A 19,448-nucleotide genomic window follows, 5' to 3' on the forward strand; every position below is an offset into this window, starting at 1 on the left:
GTTACGTCCGGAATTAAGTCAACTGGTGTCCCGTTGTACATCCATACCCGTGTAATTGTGTCCCACAGGGCAAAAAAAAGGCCGCTCGCGGAATTCCTGTCACAGAACCCGCAAGCGGCCTTTATTTTTTACGCACAATTTATCATGTTCAGATTTACACTGTGAACAAACAAATTATTTAAGGTTAACCTCTGCACCTTCGCCCTCAAGTTTAGCTTTGATCTCCTCAGCCTCTGCCTTGGAAACGCCCTCTTTGATAACCTTCGGTGCGCCGTCAACAAGCTCTTTAGCCTCTTTCAGGCCAAGACCTGTGAGCTCACGAACAACTTTGATAACCTTAACTTTGGATGCGCCTGCTGCTACAAGCTCTACATCAAACTCATCTTTCTCCTCAGCTGCTGCAGCTCCGTCTCCGCCTGCTGCTGCAACTACAACGCCTGCTGCTGCAGATACGCCGAACTCTTCTTCGCATGCTTTAACTAACTCGTTTAATTCTAATACTGATAACTCTTTGATCGCTTCGATCATTTCAGCTGTTGTTAACTTAGCCATTTCATTGTCCTCCATTTAATTTCTTTTCATTACTTTTATAGTCTTTACTATTTTTATGTTCCGGTCTGCTGTCTACTCAGCCGGTGTCTCAGCCGCCTCTGCTGCGGGAGCTTCCTCAGCTGCAGCCTCTGCGCTCTCCTCTGCGGGAGCGGCCTCTCCACCCTGCTCTGCGATCTGCTTGATAACACGAGCAAAGTTTGTAATAGGTGACTGCATGCTTCCAAGCAGTCTGGAGAGAAGTTCTTCTCTTGACGGGATCTTAGCCAGCTCAGTCAGCCCGGCTACGTCATATACAGTGCCCTCAACAACACCGCCTTTTAACTCAAGAGCCTTCGCATCTTTAGCGAACTTGCACAGGATTCTTGCCGGAGCTGTCGCGTCATCTTTAGAGATAGCGATTGCGCTTGGGCCTTCCAGATGCTCTTCCAGAGCTGCAAACTCTGTTCCCTCAAAAGCTCTCTTCATCATTGTGTTCTTGCAGACTTTGTAGATGATCCCTGCTTCTCTTAACTGTTTACGGAGCTCTGTGTCCTGTGCAACAGTTAATCCGCGGTAGTCAACCAGAACGACTGACTCAGCGCCTGTGATGTCATCAACAATTGCCTGAACGATAGGCTGTTTTAACTCAACTTTTGCCACGAATGGTGCACCTCCTTGTTAGATTTTTGGTTCTTGCACCGCCGACAGATTTATGGCTGAATAAAAATACCCTCCGCATCCAAAGACACAGAGGGTTAGAAATTCATACACACGTACTAAATCTATTCTTCCTCGGCAGGCGTTTTCATACTTACGCTTTTCAGCACCTGCTGTCTTCGGCAGTTACCATTGTAATTTAGCACGTTTCTCGTTTTTTGTCAATATCTTTTTTTCATTCTGCCGGATCATTCCGGCATGTTTTATCTCTCTGCTCTCTGCTCCGTAGTCTCTATGACAGCTCCAGCTTTCCTGTGTACAGCTGATAGTAGGTTCCCCTCAGAGCCAGCAGATCCTCGTGAGTTCCTCTCTCAATGATCCGGCCGTGCTCCAGCACCATGATGGCGTCGCTGTTCCGGATCGTGGAGAGCCTGTGGGCAATGACAAATACCGTGCGCCCTTTCATCAGGTTATCCATACCCTTCTGCACAATGCTCTCCGTGCGGGTGTCAATGCTGGATGTAGCCTCATCCAGGATCAGCACCGGCGGATCTGCCACAGCAGCTCTGGCAATAGCCAGGAGCTGGCGCTGCCCCTGAGAGAGTTCCTCCCCGTCGCTGGTGAGCATAGTGTTATAGCCCTGGGGGAGCATCTGGATAAACTGATCCGCATGGGCCAGTTTTGCCGCATTGTACACTTCCTCGTCCGTGGCATCCAGCTTTCCGTAACGGATATTGTCCATGATAGTTCCCGTGAACAGATGGGTGTCCTGAAGCACGATCCCCAGAGAGCGGCGCAGGTCTGCCTTTTTGATCTTGTTAATATTGATGCCGTCGTAGCGGATCTTTCCATCCTGCACGTCGTAGAACCGGTTGATCAGGTTGGTAATGGTGGTCTTTCCCGCACCTGTCGATCCCACGAAGGCCAGCTTCTGCCCCGGCTTCGCATAGAGTGTCAGGTCATGGAGCACCATGTGGTCCGGTTCATATCCAAAAGACATGTCAAAGAACCGCACATCGCCTTTCAGCTCCGTATATGTGACAGTGCCCTCTGCCTGGTGAGGATGTTTCCAGGCCCACATGCCGGTGCGCTCTTTGCACTCCTCGATGGTGCCATCCTCTTTCTTTCTTGCATTGACAAGAGTCACATACCCTTCGTCCACCTCCGGGGCCTCATCCATCATCTTAAAGATGCGCTCTGCACCTGCAAGAGCCATGATGATGGAGTTGAACTGCTGCGCCACCTGCATGAAGGGCTGCGTAAAGCTCTTTGTAAACTGCAGGTAGGAGGCCATAACGCCCAGCGTGATATTTCCAATGCCCATAATGGAGAGAAATCCACCCAGCACAGCTGTCAGTACAAACTGCAGATTCCCGATATTTCCGATGACAGGTCCCATGATGCTGGCAAATGTATGGGCGTTTGAAGCGCTCTCGAAGAGCTTTTCATTGAGCACATCAAATTCTTCCTCTGATTTCTTTTCATGGTTGAAGACTTTCACCACTCTCTGGCCGTTCATCCGCTCTTCTACAAATCCCGTGATATTGGCCAGGTCCAACTGCTGCCGGATGAAATATTTCCCACTGTTGCCTCCGATGAACCTGGACACAGCGATCATCAGAAGGATCACCACAATGGCCAGCACTGTCAGGATGGGGCTCAGCACAAGCATAGCAATGAACGTGACCACGATCATCAGCGCAGACATGAGCACCTGGGGGATGGACTGGTTGATCATCTGGCGCAGCGTATCTGTATCGTTCGTGTAAAGACTCATGATGGAGCCGTTTGTATTCTGGTCAAAATAGCGGATCGGCAGGGTCTGCATGTGTTCAAACATCTCATCTCTGACCCTTTTAAGCACACCCTGTCCGATGATGACCATGGTCCTTGTGTAGAGGAAGGTGGACACTACGCCCATCGCAAAAATGCAGCCCAGCACAGTCAGTGCCATGTACAGCTCAGAAAAATCCGGGTCCTCATGCCCGATCAGGGGAATGATAAAATCATCCAGCAGATAGCGCAGGGATAAGGAGACAGAGATGCTGGCAATGGAGCTGATCAGGATGCACAGCAACACCAGCACAAACTGCGCCTTATATGTGCTCGTCACATAGCCAAGGAGTCTTTTTGCTGTCTTGATCGTGTTTTTGGTCACTTTGGGTTTTCCATTTTTACTCATTGTCATTTCCTCCTTTCACCTGTGATTCGTATACTTCCCGGTAGATCGCATTGGTCTTCAGAAGTTCCTCAGATGTTCCGATACCATCAATCTTTCCATTGTCCATGACAATGATCATGTCAGCGTCCTCCACAGAGGAGATCCTCTGGGCAATGATGATCTTTGTGGTATCCGGGATCTCCTCCCTGAAAGCCTTGCGGATCAGGGCGTCTGTCCTTGTATCCACCGCGCTGGTGGAGTCGTCCAGGATCAGGATCTTCGGTTTCTTCAAGAGGGCTCTGGCGATACAAAGTCTCTGTTTCTGTCCGCCGGACACATTGTTTCCTCCCTCTACGATCATGGTGTTGTATCCCGCCGGGAACTCACTGATAAATCCGTCAGCCTGGGCCAGCTGGCACACTCTCCTGACCTCTTCATTGCTGGCGCTCTCATCTCCCCAGCGGATATTTTCGTAAATACTTCCCGTGAAAAGCACGTTTTTCTGGAGCACCATGGACACCTGATCCCGGAGTTTTTCCAGATTGTATTTCCGCACATCCTGGCCGCCCACCTTCACACAGCCTCTGGTCACATCGTAGAGCCTTGGGATGAGCTGCACCAGAGTGGACTTGGCGCTTCCGGTGCCGCCGATGATACCGACGATCTGTCCGCTCTTAATATGAAGGTTCACATCCTTCAGAGACAGGTTGCCGTCCTCCCCTGCATAGCTGAAGTCCACATGTTCAAAATCAATATCCCCGTTCGCCACCTCTGTCAGGGCATCCTCTTTATCCACCATCTCCGGCACTTCCTCAAGCACCTCTTTGATACGGTCAGAAGAAGCCTCAGCAATCATGATCATGACAAAGACAAAGGATACCATCATCAGGGACATGAGGATCTGCATGGCATATACCATGATACTTGTAAGCTCACCTGTCATCATATTTCCAAGCACAATGTCCTCTCCTCCAATGAGAACAATGAGGAGGACCACTGTGTACATGACAAAGTTCATAACAGGGGAGTTCCACGCCACCAGCTTCTCAGCCTTTGTGAACAGATCAAACACTTTCAGGGAAATCTTGTGGAACTTCTCATTCTCGTGTTCCTCCCGCACATAGGCCTTTACCACTCTGGCAGCATTTACATTCTCCTGCACTGTGTTGTTCAGTATATCGTACTCGTCAAACACCTGGATGAAATGAGGGTGCGCCTTCTTTGCGATAAAGATCAGAACGCCTCCCAGGACGGGGATCGTAATCAGCATGAGAAATGCGATCTTCAGGCTGATAGTGGCTGTCATGATCCAGGACAGCACCACCATGATGGGGGCTCTCGCCAGCATGCGGATACTAAACATAAATGCCATCTGCACATTGGTGATATCTGTAGTCAGCCTTGTGACAAGGCTGGGTGTTGAAAAATGATCAATATTTCCAAATGAAAATTCCTGGATCTTATAAAAGATGTCATGCCGCAGGTTCTTGGCATAGCCGGCAGCCGCGACAGCAGCCACCTGCCCCGCTTTTGCGCCAAACGCAAGCGACAGCATAGCCATGATGACAAGGACGATGCCCATCTTTATAATGTAGTCCATATTTCCTTCCATGATTCCGATGTCAATGATATTGGCCATCAGAAGCGGGATCAGTACTTCCAGCAGCACCTCCAGCGTCACCAGTACAGGTGCCAGGAACGCCTGCTTCTTGTACTCCCGCACAGATTTCAGTAGTTTCCTATTCATCTGACTCTCCCTTTCTTTCCATACTTATTTCCTTTTGCTTTTCCCCGCAGGACAGATTGGAGGATATCTGCTTGAGCACTTCTATGAACACGTCCATATCTTCCTCCGAAATCCCTCTTCTTAAGCGCGCTTCGCTCCTGCGGATGTTTTTCAACAGGTCTCCCCGAAGCTTTGCCGCTTTTTCCGTCGGCACAATGCGCTTCAGCCTGGCATCCTCCTTCACCGGCTCCCGGTAGAGATACCCTTTTTTCTCCAAAAGTTGAAGGATTCCCGTGGCCGTGGACCTGCGGACCTTGAACTCCTTCTCCAGATCCTTCTGGAACAGATCCCTGTGCATGGTTTCAAGCAAAATAAAATGCAGAATGTGTTTCTGCATGTTCGTTAGATCGTCCGCCTGCCGGTCCGTACAGGACATCTGTCTCTTCAATTGATGGGAAACACGGTTGATCCACTTCCCTGCATCTTCCGCCATAACTCCATCCTTTCCCGTTCCCCTTTTTTGTTGTTCGGTTGCTAACAATTCGGGAACTAACAATATATTATATACCAATACGATGTATTGTCAACACATACTTTTCAAAAAGCCTGCTCAAAAAAAAAAAGCCCGCCGCCCGAGAACTCTGTGTCCTCAAAAGCGGCAGACTTTCTATATGCGTCAATTCGGGCTTCTGATTAAGCCAGCTTAACCGGGTTAAGCTTCACGCCAGGTCCCATTGTAGAAGTAAGTGTCACGCTCTTTAAGAACTGACCCTTAACAGCTGCCGGTCTGGCTTTGTTGACTGCATCAATAAGCGTCTGGAAGTTGTCTGCAAGCTGCTCCTCGGTAAAGGAAGCCTTACCGATCGGCACATGGATAATGTTTGTCTTGTCAAGTCTGTATTCGATCTTACCAGCTTTGATGTCCTGGATAGCCTTTGTAACGTCCATTGTTACTGTTCCGGCCTTCGGGTTCGGCATCAGGCCTTTAGGTCCAAGTACACGTCCGAGACGTCCAACAACACCCATCATATCTGGTGTAGCAACTACAACATCGAACTCAAACCAGTTCTCGTTCTGGATCTTCGGGATCAGCTCGTCGCCTCCTACATAGTCAGCTCCTGCTGCCTTTGCCTCCTCAGCCTTTGCGTCTTTTGCAAATACAAGGATGCGGACTTTCTTACCAGTTCCGTGAGGCAGTACAACGGCGCCGCGGATCTGCTGGTCAGCATGACGTCCGTCACAGCCTGTTCTGATGTGAGCCTCGATGGTCTCATCGAATTTTGCCACTGCTGTCTTCTTTACTAAAGAAATTGCTTCATCTCTGTCGTAGAGTGTTCCTCTCTCGATAGCTTTTGCAGCTTCTGTATATTTCTTTCCTCTTTTCATTTTAAAAAATACCTCCTTGTGGTAATGTCGGGATAACCCTCCCACTTACTGTTCCTGTTGACTCAAATCGCTCTACTCTTCTACTGTAACACCCATGCTCCTGCATGTACCTGCGATCATGCTCATAGCTGCCTCAAGGCTTGCTGCATTCAGGTCAGGCATCTTTGTCTCAGCGATCTCCTGGAGCTGAGCCTTTGTGATCTTTGCAACTTTCTGTTTGTTCGGCACACCGGAACCGGATTTCAGATTGCAGGCCTTCTTGATCAGGACTGCTGCCGGAGGTGTCTTTGTAACGAAGCTGAAGCTTCTGTCGTTGTAAACGGTGATTACTACAGGAATGATCAGATCTCCCTGGTCAGCTGTTCTGGCATTGAACTGCTTTGTGAACTCAACGATGTTAACTCCGTGCTGTCCAAGTGCAGGTCCGACCGGAGGAGCCGGAGTTGCCTTGCCGGCAGGAATCTGTAATTTGATATAACCTTCTACTTTTTTTGCCATTTTCATTACCTCCTTGTGGTATTGTCGGGACACATGTCCCTCCCACTACTGACTACAATTTTTTCACTTCAGCGAAACTTATTTCTACTGGCGTTTCGCGGCCAAACAGCTCAACATTGATGGTCAGGCTCTGCTTTGCGGCGTTGATGGACTGCACAACTCCCACCGTATCCGCCCACGCACCGGCGATGACCTTGACGCTGTCGCCCACCTCGTAATCCACCACGTAGTTCTCGCGCTGGATGCCAAGGGGCGCCATCTCCTCGTCTGTCAGGGGAACCGGCTTGGAACCGGGACCCACAAACCCTGTCACGCCTCTTGTGTTGCGGACTACATACCATGTATCGTCATTCATGATCATGTGAATGAGCACATAGCCGGGGAACATCTTTTTCTGTGTCACTTTCTGCACCCCATTCTTGTTCTCCACAACATCCTCCAGTGGAACCCGCACCTCCAGGATCTGCTCCTCCAGATGTCTGTTCTCCACTGTCTTGTCAATGTTGGCTTTCACTTTGTTCTCATACCCGGAATAAGTATGAACAACATACCATTTTGCCTCTGACATATAATCACCTTTCTTGCTTACAGTCCTATTAAAAAATCTATCCCATACTGTGCAACGAAGTCGATAATCGCGATGATGACTCCCAGCACTACGGATACGCAAACAACCGCTGCTGTCTGTTTCGCAAGTGTCACTTTGTCTGGCCAGATGATCTTCTTGAATTCTGAGCTAAGACCTTTGAACCAGCTCTTCTTCTGAGTTTTTTCTTTACTCACGACATTCACTCCTTTTGCCAGCGACTATTTTGTTTCTTTGTGCAATGTGTGTGATTTACAGAATCTGCAGTATTTCTTGGTTTCCATGCGCTCCGGATGAGTTTTCTTATCCTTTGTCATGTTGTAGTTACGCTGCTTGCATTCTGTACACTCTAAAGTAATTCTTGTACGCACAACTTCCACCTCGCTTCATTTTCTTAATGTTGACGTGTTACCGGCGGTCCTGACCGGATGCCTAAATTTAGGCATAAAAAAAAGACCTTCTTCCATCGCCACAATAATATACCATAGTATGGCAGTGGAAGTCAAGTCCGTTTTTTCGCCCGTGTTTCCTAAATCCAGCTTTCTACATAGGTAGCCCTGATCAGCTCCAAGATGTAGACATACACCTTGTCCTTGACAAACACGCCATGGATCTCGCCTCCATTTTGCCATCCTCCCTGTCTGTTTTTAATCTGTGTCCTGTTTCTCTAGTTGCATTATAAACATACTCCTCTATCCCGCAGAAGTTCTTTTTAGTTTTGCAGTATGAACCCTGAGGTAAATATTTATATACGAAAAAGAGAAATACCAGCTGAGCTGATATTTCTCTTTCTTCTTTTTGTTGAGAGGCGCAGACCGGATTTGAACCGGTGAATCGAGGTGTTGCAGACCTGTGCCTTACCACTTGGCTACTGCGCCGCAGTGTCCCGTTTTTGCGGAACACTCATATTATAGCAAACTCTTCCCTGTTCGTCAATGAAAAGTTTGACAATTTCTATTTTCCGTAGTACTGCTCCTTTGCGAACTGGTTGAGCGCCTCTCCGTCAAAGGGGACCACGATCACCTTGCTGGCGTGGCCGTCATTTCCCTTATCTTCCTCCTTGGGGAGATCCAGGACAGAAAATGTCATGGCCCTCACAATCCCGTCTTCTATATATACGCCGGGCCGCTCAATCTTATTCCACCTGTTGACCACGTCCGAATTTTCGTATCGCAGAAAATCCACAGTAGGCGAGTAGGCAATCCCATCGGACAGTTTCCAGCCGTCCAGACCATTTTCAGAGATGATGTAAAAAGCCTTTCTGGCACTCCACTGATTGACCACGCAGTGATACAGGCCGCCGCTGTACCAGAGCACCGGATCCTCCATGTTCACTGTGGGCAGGCCCTCCACCCGAGGCCATATATTTTCATGCACCAGCTGAAACGTATCCAGGATGCTTCCCCGGCACAGAGCGATCAGGCCGTCCCTGTTCAGCAGCTCGTAAGCTCCGTCCGGCCTTAGAATGATACAGATATTGGCACGAAAAAAATGTCCTCTGTCCAGCTTCACCGGTCCCCGGTACACCCATTTCCCCTCATCCAGGCTGTCTGTGGTGAAAAGGTCTCCCGGGCGGGTATCGCTGGCAATGGCCGCATATCTCCCCGCCGGATCGCCGTCCCGCAGGCGGAACACATACACATTGTATCCCAGGCCGCCCTGGCTGTCAGGCCAGAGCAGCCGCTCTTTCTGGTCATAGGGTCCATACAGACAGTCACTGACCGCCTCCACAGCCAGGGAACCGCTCCAGCCGCCTTCCCCATTCACCTTCTCAAATCCATCCGCCTCGTTCCAGCGGCTGGCGAACAGGTGGTACTTTCCGCACTCGTCCTCATCATATACAATGCTTCCGTCCCAGTATGTGTAGTTCACCTTCCCGGACACAGCCGGATCTTCCAGCACTTTGTCCTCCAGGCCATTGTCCTGATCTCTAGGGATCACACTCTTCGCTCCCCAGCAGTTCTCCTCAAGCTTTCCCACGACAGGTATAGGAAGAAAGCAGTCCATAAACTGTCTGATCTTCATTTCTCTGTCTCCTTAAAATCCCATCTCATCGTTCACAAGAATGACTTTGATGCGGCCTTTCTCCTTGGAATACCTTGTCACCAGCACCTGGCAGCACACCGTATCCGGAGATTTACAGTTGGCGCACACGCCGGTCTTGGAGCAGGGTGTGTCCAGTCCAAACCTCTGGGCATTGATAGGAGCTGCCTCGTATCTTGCCCGGGAAACAGCGTCCTCCACACTCTTCACCAGTTTGTTCATGCCCACGATCATAACCACATTGGCAGGCCCCCAGCAGATGCAGGACACTCTGTTGGCCGTCCCGTCCACGTTCACGAGCACACCGTCCTCTGTGATGGCGTTTGTGCTGCAAAGGAAATAATCGCTGGTAAAAATCTGCAGCTGGGTCTGCCTCTTCTCCTCCGGAGTCTTGCAGATATCCCGGTTGTAAACCGTATAATTTCCTGAACAGACAGCGTCCAGAAGCCCCATTTCCTTGATGGACATAGAACCGCCCCAGCCCACAGAGCTTCCCTCAGGGATCAGCTCCAGCGCTTTTTTCAGGGCTTCCTCTTTTGACTCTGCGTAATAGCCTTCCATGTTCCGGGACTCCAGCCCTTTGATCACTCTCTGCGCTGCCATTTCATTTCTCTTTCTTCTGTTCGGATCCATATGTATTACCTCCATTTTATTTTTATTATCTTCTATATATTTTAGCGCACAACCGCCGCGCTGTGTACCTGCTGCCCGTTGTCCTTTCAGATGCGGGCAAGGATCTCGTCCAGCAGCCTTGCCGCCACCTCATCCTTGCTCATGAGCTCCAGCTCCTTTTCCATGTCCGCCGTGATGATGGTCACCACATTGGTGTCTGTTCCAAATCCCGCTCCCTTGACTTTCAGGTTGTTGGCCACGATCATGTCCAGGTTCTTCTTCCTGAGCTTGGCGCGGGAATTTTCCAGCATGTTCTGGGTCTCCATGGAAAATCCGCAGAGGAACTGTCCGGGCTTTTTGCAGCTGCCCAGATAGCCCAGGATATCATCGGTCCTCTCCATATCGATAGCCATATCTCCGTCGGACTTTTTGATCTTCTCATCGCTTGTCACCGCCGGGCGGTAGTCCGCCACCGCCGCGGCCTTGATGATCACATCCATCTCCACGCTTCTTTCCACAACTGCCTCGTACATATCTCTGGCAGACACCACCGGCACCACATCTACAAACAGAGGGGGCTCCAGGGCTGTCTGTCCGGTCACCAGCGTCACCTCCGCTCCCCGCAGGGCACAGATCTTCGCGATGCTATAGCCCATCCGCCCGGTAGAGTGGTTGGTGATGTAGCGCACCGGATCGATCCGCTCCTGGGTAGGGCCTGCTGTCACAAGAACTTTCTTCCCCGCCATGTCCTTTTCAAAGGCGCAGGCCATGAGCACATACTGAAACAGGACATCCGGCTCCGGCATCTTGCCTTTTCCCACATCTCCGCAGGCCAGCCGGCCTGCTGCCGGCTCCACTACAGTCACCCCGTATTTTCTCAGCTTTTCCAGATTGTCCTGGGTCACCGGATTTTCGTACATCCTGGTGTTCATGGCAGGCACTACGATCTTTGGGCAGTCGCAGGCCAGCACGGTGGTCGTCAGCATATCGTCCGCAATGCCGCAAGCCAGCTTCGCAATGACGTTGGCCGTGGCCGGAGCGATGATCACCGCGTCCGCCCGGGAAGCCAGAGAGACATGCTCTGTGCTGTACTCGTGGTTCCTGTCAAATGTATCTGTATGGCACCGCTGGTTTGTCAGCGCCTCAAATGTCAGTGGCGCTATAAACTCCCTGGCGTGTTCTGTCATGATCACCTGCACGTCCGCCCCCGCCTTTACAAGAAGGCTGGTCAGCCAGGCGCTCTTATATGCCGCGATCCCCCCAGTCACTCCCAGGATCACTGTCTTCCCTTTCAGCATATTGTAAAATCCTTCCTTTCATGCTATACTTTCCGCGTAATTGTATTATATCCCGACAGCGGGAATGATAACAAGGAGGAATTGAATAATGAAAGAAAAAAAACATGACACCAGATGGATGGTCTGTGTTGCACTTATGGCAGCGATCGTCATCGTCCTCGCGAACACACCGCTTGGCATGATCCAGCTTCCAGTCATCAAGGCGACAACAGTACACATTCCGGTCATCCTCGGAGCTGTGCTCTTAGGACCACTGGCAGGCGGCATCTTAGGCGGCGTCTTTGGAATCTGCTCTCTCATAAGCAATACCATGGCACCGACCCTTTTGTCCTTCGCCTTCTCTCCCTTTATGAGCACCACCGGACTTCCCGGCGTTCTGAAAGCGCTCTGGATCTCCGTTGGATGCCGCATTCTCATCGGCGTAGTATCCGGCTGGCTCTGGAAGCTCTTCGAGAAGGTTCACTTAAACCAGACTATCGCCCTTCCCATCACCGGCTTTGTGGGAGCTATGGTCAACACGGTGACTGTCATGGGCAGCATCTATCTTCTCTTCGCCCAGCAGTACGCCCAGGCTCAGAATGTGGGCATCACAGCTGTGTGGGGCCTGATCATGGGAACCATCACCGCATCCGGCATTCCGGAAGCCATTGCATCGGCCGTGCTCGTGCTGGCACTCGGAAAGGTATTGCTGAGATTTATGAAAAGAATATAAATTTTTTGCTGCCCTGCATGAGCTGGGCAGCATTTTTATGAATTCATTTTATCTTTTGTATACATATACTCCTCTTCTCCTTCTAAAAATAGTATGTATCAGATAACATTAACTTAAAAAACGGACATATTGCACACACACAATACATCCGCTTATCCATTCGTGTTTTATAGATATCTATCTATATCCCTTGCACCATATAGAAATCTCCGAACTTCCATTATATCTCCCATAACAACGTAATAAACCACATAATTACGCACATAAATCCGATAATACGGATATTTTCTCTTCTTTACAGATGGGTACGGTTCAAACGCTAATGGATTATGCAAACATTCTAATATAGCCGCCTCTACATCATTCGCCAGCTTTTCCGCTGCATCTGGATTTTTTAGTACATTTGTAATATAACTCACTGTTTGCACTAAATCCTGCTCAAACAAAGGCAGGTACCGAATTCTGTATTTTTTATCTGCCATGGATCACTCTCCTTACATTTCGGAATACGTCATCATGGCTTAATCTTTCTTCTGTGGTTTCTGCTATTTTGTCCGCCTCGTCCAGTTTCATCTCCACGTTGTCCACAAGACTTGCATATTCCTCCAGACTCAGCACAACCATTGCCCCATATCCGTTTTTAGTCAAATATACCGGTTGCCCCTCATTGACAATCCTTTCAATCTCCGGAAATTTATTTCTCAAATCTGAAACAGGTCTAATTTGTATCATAGCAATCTCTCCCTTCTCCACATGCTTTTGTCCTTCTCTGTTATCTTAATTTTATCATCATTTTATCAGATGCGCAAGCCAGTTTAGTATCCATCGCATACATTTTAAATAGCGCATCCCACAAGAACATATCTGCTTGGAAGGGAACATATTGATTGCCCGGGGCATCCCCTCTTTATGCTTTCACCTGTCTTCTCCCCTTACTGCGCCTGCCGCGCCGCTAAACTCGCAGTCCCTCAGCTTCTCCTCCGGCAGGCTGCAGGTCCTTCTCTCTTTCTCAACCAGCCGCTCCACAAAAGGTGTGGCCGGGTGATCTCATCCACCGCGCCAAAAGGTTCATCCATGAGCAGGATCTCCGGCGATGCAGCCAGTGCCCTGGCAATGCCCACTCTCTGCTGCTGACCGCCCGAGAGTTCCGCCGGATAGCGCTCCTTCAGCTCTTCGTCCAGCCCCACGATCTTCATCCACTTGGATACAGCCTCCTTTGTCTTTGCCCGGTTCCTCCCATTCAGTAGATCCGGCACATAAGAAATGTTCTGCTCCACTGTCATGTGAGGAAACAGGACGCTCCCCTGGATGGCATAGCCGATATTTCGCCTGAGCTGGGTCTGGTCTTTTTCCCGGATGTTCTCACCATCGATCAGGATATCTCCCTGGTCGGGATGGATCAGCCCGTTCACCATCTTGAGCGCTGTGGTCTTGCCGCATCCCGAGGAACCGATGATGGTGACAAACTCTCCCCTGTCTACCTGGAGATCAAAATTCTCCATAACCACCTTTTCCCCATATGACTTTTTGATATTTTTAAATTCTATCAGTGTACTCATTTTGCATCCTCCTTACAGAAGTCCCCGGCTCTCAAGGAACTCTTCCGCCACATCTTCCGGCTCTTTTCCCTCTGCCTCCACCTGGTAATTCATGGAAGCCATGTCTCCGTCCGAAATGATCCCCGTCACCTGTTCAAAGATCTGCTCCAGTTCCGGGTGTTCCTGCAGCACTTCGCTGCGGACCACATTGCCGCACAGATAAGACGGATAGAACTGCTTATCGTCCTCCAGCACAGTCACATCGGAAGCTGAGAGCTGTCCGTCTGTGGTAAAGATCACCATGACATCGATCTGCCCCTGGTCTATGGCCTGGTACTTCAGCCCGATATCCAGATCCATTGTCTCCTTGAAATGAAAGCCATAGGTATCGCACAGGGCATCATAACCGTCTTCTCTCTCGAAGAAATCATACTCTGCTCCGAACACAAGCTGTTCCGAAACCCGGGCAAGATCAGAGTAAGTCTTCAGATCATACTGCTCCGCGATCTCCCGGCGCACCACCAGGCCGTAGGTATTGTTGAACCCATACATACCGGTCCACTCCATGGAAAGCTCGTCATTGTAAAACGCCTGCAGATCGTCAAACAACTCCTCCGTGTACAGCCCTTCCTCCTTCATCACCATATTCCAGGCCGTGCCGGTGTACTCGGGATACAGGTCAAATTCTCCGCTCTCCATAGCCGGCTGGATGTTGGAAGTGCCGCCTACCCCCTGGGTCAGTTCCACCTGAAGATCTGTATCCTTTTCGATCAGGATCTTCAGCATTTCTCCCAGCACATACTGCTCTGTCATTGGCTTTGTGGCAATGCGGATCGTATCACAGATCATGCCCGGATCTACGCTGCGGTCCTGGTAGCGCCTGCAGGAGTGCCTGTTTGCGATCAGAGCGTCTATGACAGGAGACGCCTCATCCGCTTGCACCGGAGGGATGCTGTCCTTTGGGCAGTGCCCAAAGATGGAGATCGCCCCCGTCGGGCAGACCGCCAGGCAGTGTTCGCACTTCCAGCAGCCGCTCCATCCAAACTCCTGAAAGTCTTCTATCTGTACCCTGCCATCCTCTCCCATAGACAGGACGCCTCCCGGGCATACCTTCACACACATGCCGCAGCCGGTACACCTATTTTTATCCACAACAAACTGTGCCTTATTCATACATTTCTCATTTCCGATTTATTTTCTGAGCTTATTTTATGAGTGAAGCGGCCTGCCTACAAGTACGCACTTTTTTGTGCCGTAGTTACCTGTCGGTAACTTTCGGGGCCGACTTATCACAGTTTTTAAGGTACAGTATATTAAGACAACCACAAAAAGCCGCCGCTTTGCCGGAGCTTGCGCACACTGCAGGAACTCCCCTTCCTCCCTATCAAAATGCATAGAAAAAACGAGGCAGTTAAGACCTCGTTTCCCCGATCACTATTGTTACTCAGGAAGCCGGTAATGTGTGTTCCGGCTTTTTCCCTCCTGAATGATCTGTCCATTTTCAACCATCTTCTTCAATAACCGTCCGCATGTTGTCTGACTGATCCCCAACTCTTTTTGTACATCTTTTCTTGTAAATGTACCCTGCTTTTTTGCCAGAGAAATTACTGCTTCCTGCTGATCGTCATCTGCCGGCTTGTTAACGTCCGTCTTCTTCGTCTCGGTCTGGACATTCAGATTCGGAAGAATGATCTTAAAAGCATTTTCAGAAGTTTCAATCTCAGGCTTTTTCCCTGTTTCCGAATAAGCCTCCCTTATTTTCCGCATCCCGGTTCCGTATGCTTCGATCAATTCCAGACGATAAAATATATTGGCCAGTTTTATATTTCGGCACACAGATATCCCCATCATCACATCATTCAGGGTAACTCCGCTTAAAAGCCCTCCAATGGAAGTAAACTCGATCCGGTCTGCATAAAGACTGACAAAGCTGCTGGCCCGGTAGGAATATTCACGATGGATAAGCAGATTCAAAAGTGCCTCCCTGACTGCTGTCTCCGGATAGTCTCTCTGATCGATCCGGTACAGCTTCTGGAATGAAGAATGGATCTGATTGCGAAAATCAATGTAATCATACACTTCGTCCATCTGCTGAAACAGGGAGCCGGAAAATTCTTTACGGTCTTTAAACTGGCTCTGGGTAGTTCCTTCAAAAGCGGCCACCTTGATCGTATGCACACACTGATCTGACAGCAGCAGCCCCAGATTTGTATAAACTCCGTCGTGCGTCATAATCCCCAGCGTTTTCATCTGTGGTTCGCCCAGAGGAAGATTCTTTTTGGCAAATTGCTTTTTTGCCGCTTCAAAAGTCAGCTCCTGATTTAAAGATCTCATATCCTCGAAATGATCTCCATCCGTTTCCTTGATCATCCGGCGGATTGCCGTATTAGTCGCCGGTACTGAGGAATACCCCTGCCGGACATAAACCCCTTCCGGACGCAGCCCCTTTTTTGCAATATAATAAGGGCGTTCCGTTCCCTGTTGGATATCGACTGCAACAATCTGCTTTCCGTCCTCATTTAACGTCTCATAATGTAAGAACATCGTCAGATCCGGCTTTATCGTATCCCGAACCATATTGCTGACCTGCAGGGCAGCTCCGTCCGGATCATCCAGTCCGATAACCGTTCCATCGTCCTGAACACCAATATATAATTTCCCACCTTCGCAATTTGCAAATGCTATAATTTCTTTTTTTATATCATCCACCACAACAGATTTTAATTCCACTGTTTCGCTTTCCTTAAAAACCATCTTATTTCCCTCCAAATTATTCTACTCACATTCTAACCTTTCTAACCATTCTTGTCAATTATTGGTTAGAAAAGTGGTTAGAATAGCCGAATAAAGGATAAAACTTGTGCCCCAAGCCATATACCATGATTTTGTCACGTATTTTATAGATTATACGTGACATATTCTAACCATTCTTTTCATTTTATGGTTAGAATAGAAAACTGACCACAACAGATTATATATTTATTGTTTTCTTTCAGGCACCCGGCGTACAGGTGGAAAGCGTCAGCACCCGATTGCTCCCGGTCACGGTCACATCCGTTTCGATCAGGGAAAAAGCTACCGTTTTCCCATTTCATTCAATACCATAAGACTTCCCTCCTTCCTGAAAAAAGGCACAAAAAAAGCCCAACAGTAAAACTTAAAATTTACCTTCGGGCAACATACCGCCCCCATCCAGCAACGTAATTCCGGTTCATTTTTCGGTTAATAATCTAATGCCTGCTTTTTTCAGCAGACGGTTTATTTTGCCCCCGAGGGGCATGTTGCAAATTCAAAGCCCCCGACGGTCTTTGACTCTCGCGGCAGTCGCCAAATGGACATGCGAGCATGTCCGCTTGGCTCGTTGCTCTCGGAAATAAACAAAACCCGTAAACATTGAATTTACGGGCTTTTCAAGCTCCCCCTGTTGGACTTGAACCAACGACAACTCGGTTAACAGCCGAGTGCTCTACCGACTGAGCTAAGGAGGATTATCTATCTTCATAACAGAAAGTATTTTATCACATATTCTGTACTAATTCAAGCATTTTACCTCAATTTCTTTCCGTACGAAGATTCCTGCATTGCTCATATCGGGCAAGCAGCTGTCATTCAAACGCCTGGATCTTCTGCCAGTCAACGGGCTCCTTCATACGGCAGAGCACCGGATTTCTCTTTTCCGGGAACCAAATCTCCACATAGCTCCCGGACATACGAAATGTCGCGTCAGAAGAGGTGAATCCCTCCAGGACATCGCCTTCTGGCTCAGAAAGCAGCGTGTACGTGTAGATCAGCCTTTCCGCCTGCAGGGAAGAGAGATACCCGGCCAGTCTCTCCAGATCACTGATCCGGATCTCCTCCCCGTCTTTCGTAAGATAAACTTCTGAAAGGCTGTCCTCGGAAAGCTGGATCAGCTCTGCCAACGAGGTCCTGTCTGTTGATACACTGATCTTTCCCATACCAAGGACACTCAAGGCCATAACTGTAAACAGCATGACAACCCCAAGCTTTTTCTTCCCTCCTGACACAGTCGCCCGCATGCGGTACCGCAGCGTCCGGGCTGAGGCCGAGAGGCAGGTCGTAAATCCACGGCCATCCCCCGCTGTTGAGAGGAGAAGTTTCGCATATTTCCGCCGTGTGACGGCATCCGCCCTCTCCAGGACGATCTCATCACAGGAGAGCTCCAGATCATCCTGCGCCCTCCTGGCCGCCAGCCACACAAGCGGGTGTATCCAGCCAAGCGCCTTGCAGAACTCCAGGAAACATTTCGTGTGGGTGTCCCGTCTCTGCACATGGTGCAGTTCATGGCTGAAGATCAGCTCCGCCTCCTCTGCCCCATAAGCGCGCTCCGGCAGATAGGTGACCTTGCTCTTCTTTCTCATCCCGATCGTGAGAGGTGTCCGGATCAGGCTGCAGTATCGCAGATCAACAGGGATGTGCATATCCAGATCGCGCCTTACTTTCTCCCATATCTCCAGCAACTCAGGGTCCAGGATCGGACGGGAATGCTGTCTCAGGCGGCGTGAAAACCAGATGTGGGAGCCGATCTTTGTCCCAAACAACACCAGGAAACCTGCCGCCCATACGGTAAGCAGCACCCGCAGGAGTATCCCCGGCAGGTACAGCACTACGAGAGGCGGCTCTGATCTCATCAAGTATAGCATATGCGGCTGGTAAAACAGAAAAACCGGCACCAACCAGAGTACCGCACATGTTCTGGCTGTGTAGCGGCGTCTGAGCATAGGCAGTAAAAACATAAGCCCTGTAAAATAGACGCTCACAAACACAAAAATATCAATAAGCAGACAGAGACCATATTCCACCCCGTCATCAGAGCCATATACCCACAGATTGATCGCCGCGAAGAATATGATCATAACAGGAAACACAATAGGATCCAGCCATACTACCGCATGCTCCCTGTCTTCCATCCATGACGTCATCTTGCCATGCTCCGCATTCCACGATCTTCTGAACCCCATTGCCAGCAACGCTCCCAGAAACAGTGCCCAGAACATGCGGTACATATACAGGATAAACACCTCTGACATGCTACAGCCCTCCCTCCTCAAGAAGACGTCTCAGTTCCTCCAGCTCCTCCTTCGTAACTCCGCTGTCACAGAGTGCTGTCGCAAAGGACGCCACAGAACCATGAAACACCCTGTCCAGAAATGATCTGCTCTCCGCTGCCAGATACTCCTTCTCTGTGATCAGCGGCTCATACAGGTTGCTCCTTCCCTCTTTTTTGAGAGATAGAAAGCCCTTTTCGCAGAGACGTGTCAGCAATGTGAGAATGGTAGTCGGCGCCAGCGGATGTGTCTCCTGCAGGGCCTGTTCAATATCCACCCTGGAAACCGGAGCGGACTTCTTCCATATAATCTGCATAATCTCAAGTTCACTCTCCGGCAAACGCTTTATCTCTTCCATTACAGTTCTCGCCTCCTTCCTTCGCATATTGCTTCTACATTTGTAGAGTTATTATATTCTACAAATGTAGAAAAGTCAATAAAAAAAGAAGAGCTTCTATCAGCTCTTCTTAATCTATGTACCCTCAAAACCACATACAAGAAATCTTTTCTATCTTCCATCTCTTCCCGAACCTTTATGGTTATGCCCTCGACCGATTAGTAACAGTCAGCTCCATGTGTTACCACACTTCCACCTCTGCCCTATCTACCTCGTCGTCTTCAAGGGGTCTTACTA

Annotated in this window: 21 protein-coding genes, 2 tRNA genes, 1 rRNA gene and 1 other annotated feature; of the genes, 1 reads left to right on the forward strand and 23 read right to left on the reverse strand. The window is 49.5% G+C overall.

Translation table 11 applies throughout. The annotated features are described in order from the left end of the window. Positions 1–174 precede the first annotated feature (174 nt). The 14 genes from rplL to coaBC all read right to left on the reverse strand — a co-directional run bounded on the left by rplL (position 175) and on the right by coaBC (position 11,498). Positions 175–552: a 50S ribosomal protein L7/L12 gene (gene rplL / locus INF30_RS09450; RefSeq protein ID WP_076779570.1), complete on the reverse strand. Its 378-nt coding sequence runs from the start codon at positions 550–552 to the stop codon at positions 175–177. Positions 553–624: 72 nt separating this feature from the next. Next, positions 625–1,191: a 50S ribosomal protein L10 gene (rplJ, locus tag INF30_RS09455; protein WP_226395009.1), complete on the reverse strand. Its 567-nt coding sequence runs from the start codon at positions 1,189–1,191 to the stop codon at positions 625–627. Between the two features lie 54 nt (positions 1,192–1,245). After that, positions 1,246–1,389 (reverse strand) — a sequence feature (ribosomal protein L10 leader region). 91 nt (positions 1,390–1,480) lie between these two features. Beyond that, on the reverse strand, positions 1,481–3,370 hold the full coding sequence (locus tag INF30_RS09460; protein WP_226395010.1) for an ABC transporter ATP-binding protein: 1,890 nt from the start codon (positions 3,368–3,370) through the stop codon (positions 1,481–1,483). Then, positions 3,363–5,096 carry an ABC transporter ATP-binding protein gene (locus INF30_RS09465; RefSeq protein ID WP_226395011.1) on the reverse strand — a complete coding sequence of 578 codons (1,734 nt, stop codon included), beginning with the start codon at positions 5,094–5,096 and terminating at the stop codon, positions 3,363–3,365. Before INF30_RS09465 ends, INF30_RS09460 begins: the two co-directional genes overlap by 8 nt. After that, the gene (locus INF30_RS09470) at positions 5,089–5,568 is read right to left on the reverse strand and encodes a MarR family winged helix-turn-helix transcriptional regulator (protein WP_076779579.1); all 480 of its coding nucleotides are present in this window, start codon (positions 5,566–5,568) and stop codon (positions 5,089–5,091) included. Before INF30_RS09470 ends, INF30_RS09465 begins: the two co-directional genes overlap by 8 nt. A 200-nt stretch (positions 5,569–5,768) precedes the next feature. Beyond that, complete coding sequence (gene rplA / locus INF30_RS09475) at positions 5,769–6,461, reverse strand: 50S ribosomal protein L1 (RefSeq protein WP_076779581.1); 693 nt, start codon at positions 6,459–6,461, stop codon at positions 5,769–5,771. Positions 6,462–6,533: 72 nt separating this feature from the next. Then, on the reverse strand, positions 6,534–6,959 hold the full coding sequence (gene rplK, locus INF30_RS09480) for a 50S ribosomal protein L11 (protein WP_076779583.1): 426 nt from the start codon (positions 6,957–6,959) through the stop codon (positions 6,534–6,536). A gap of 52 nt (positions 6,960–7,011) precedes the next feature. Further along, positions 7,012–7,527 carry a transcription termination/antitermination protein NusG gene (gene nusG, locus INF30_RS09485; protein WP_076779585.1) on the reverse strand — a complete coding sequence of 172 codons (516 nt, stop codon included), beginning with the start codon at positions 7,525–7,527 and terminating at the stop codon, positions 7,012–7,014. 17 nt (positions 7,528–7,544) lie between these two features. Further along, positions 7,545–7,742, reverse strand: a complete 198-nt coding sequence (gene secE / locus INF30_RS09490; RefSeq protein ID WP_076779588.1) for a preprotein translocase subunit SecE — start codon at positions 7,740–7,742, stop codon at positions 7,545–7,547. A gap of 24 nt (positions 7,743–7,766) precedes the next feature. Next, positions 7,767–7,916 (reverse strand): 50S ribosomal protein L33, encoded by a 150-nt coding sequence (gene rpmG, locus INF30_RS09495; RefSeq protein WP_076781083.1) that lies wholly within the window; start codon positions 7,914–7,916, stop codon positions 7,767–7,769. A gap of 435 nt (positions 7,917–8,351) precedes the next feature. Then, a tRNA-Cys gene (locus INF30_RS09500) sits at positions 8,352–8,423 on the reverse strand. 76 nt (positions 8,424–8,499) lie between these two features. Further along, positions 8,500–9,570 carry a glycoside hydrolase family protein gene (locus INF30_RS09505; protein ID WP_226395012.1) on the reverse strand — a complete coding sequence of 357 codons (1,071 nt, stop codon included), beginning with the start codon at positions 9,568–9,570 and terminating at the stop codon, positions 8,500–8,502. 12 nt (positions 9,571–9,582) lie between these two features. Next, complete coding sequence (locus tag INF30_RS09510; protein ID WP_226395013.1) at positions 9,583–10,221, reverse strand: lactate utilization protein; 639 nt, start codon at positions 10,219–10,221, stop codon at positions 9,583–9,585. A gap of 86 nt (positions 10,222–10,307) precedes the next feature. Further along, complete coding sequence (coaBC, locus tag INF30_RS09515) at positions 10,308–11,498, reverse strand: bifunctional phosphopantothenoylcysteine decarboxylase/phosphopantothenate--cysteine ligase CoaBC (protein WP_226395014.1); 1,191 nt, start codon at positions 11,496–11,498, stop codon at positions 10,308–10,310. 88 nt (positions 11,499–11,586) lie between these two features. Between coaBC and INF30_RS09520 the strand changes: the two genes are divergently transcribed. Then, positions 11,587–12,210 carry an ECF transporter S component gene (locus INF30_RS09520; RefSeq protein WP_226395015.1) on the forward strand — a complete coding sequence of 208 codons (624 nt, stop codon included), beginning with the start codon at positions 11,587–11,589 and terminating at the stop codon, positions 12,208–12,210. Positions 12,211–12,377: 167 nt separating this feature from the next. On the opposite strand, the gene INF30_RS09525 is transcribed toward INF30_RS09520, so the two are convergent. The 9 genes from INF30_RS09525 to INF30_RS09565 all read right to left on the reverse strand — a co-directional run. Then, positions 12,378–12,692, reverse strand: coding sequence for a type II toxin-antitoxin system RelE/ParE family toxin (locus INF30_RS09525; RefSeq protein WP_226395016.1), 315 nt, complete (start codon positions 12,690–12,692; stop codon positions 12,378–12,380). Next, a complete protein-coding gene (locus INF30_RS09530; protein ID WP_226395017.1) occupies positions 12,682–12,942 on the reverse strand; it encodes a type II toxin-antitoxin system prevent-host-death family antitoxin in 261 nt (86 codons plus the stop codon). Before INF30_RS09530 ends, INF30_RS09525 begins: the two co-directional genes overlap by 11 nt. Positions 12,943–13,178: 236 nt before the next feature. After that, positions 13,179–13,769: an ATP-binding cassette domain-containing protein gene (locus INF30_RS09535; protein WP_330601301.1), complete on the reverse strand. Its 591-nt coding sequence runs from the start codon at positions 13,767–13,769 to the stop codon at positions 13,179–13,181. Positions 13,770–13,781: 12 nt separating this feature from the next. Beyond that, positions 13,782–14,921, reverse strand: coding sequence for a glycine betaine ABC transporter substrate-binding protein (locus tag INF30_RS09540; protein WP_226395018.1), 1,140 nt, complete (start codon positions 14,919–14,921; stop codon positions 13,782–13,784). Positions 14,922–15,188: 267 nt separating this feature from the next. Then, positions 15,189–16,502, reverse strand: a complete 1,314-nt coding sequence (locus INF30_RS09545; protein ID WP_226395019.1) for an RNA-binding domain-containing protein — start codon at positions 16,500–16,502, stop codon at positions 15,189–15,191. A gap of 661 nt (positions 16,503–17,163) precedes the next feature. Next, positions 17,164–17,236: transfer RNA gene (locus INF30_RS09550), tRNA-Asn, on the reverse strand. A 117-nt stretch (positions 17,237–17,353) separates the two neighbouring features. Next, positions 17,354–18,796 carry a M56 family metallopeptidase gene (locus tag INF30_RS09555; RefSeq protein WP_226395020.1) on the reverse strand — a complete coding sequence of 481 codons (1,443 nt, stop codon included), beginning with the start codon at positions 18,794–18,796 and terminating at the stop codon, positions 17,354–17,356. Between the two features lies 1 nt (position 18,797). Next, positions 18,798–19,172, reverse strand: coding sequence for a BlaI/MecI/CopY family transcriptional regulator (locus INF30_RS09560; protein ID WP_083582578.1), 375 nt, complete (start codon positions 19,170–19,172; stop codon positions 18,798–18,800). A 177-nt stretch (positions 19,173–19,349) separates the two neighbouring features. Beyond that, positions 19,350–19,448, reverse strand: a 23S ribosomal RNA gene (locus tag INF30_RS09565); the annotation flags it as partial.

Origin of the sequence: Claveliimonas monacensis (assembly GCF_014982975.1) — a bacterium.
In the GTDB taxonomy this organism is placed as follows: domain Bacteria; phylum Bacillota; class Clostridia; order Lachnospirales; family Lachnospiraceae; genus Claveliimonas; species Claveliimonas monacensis.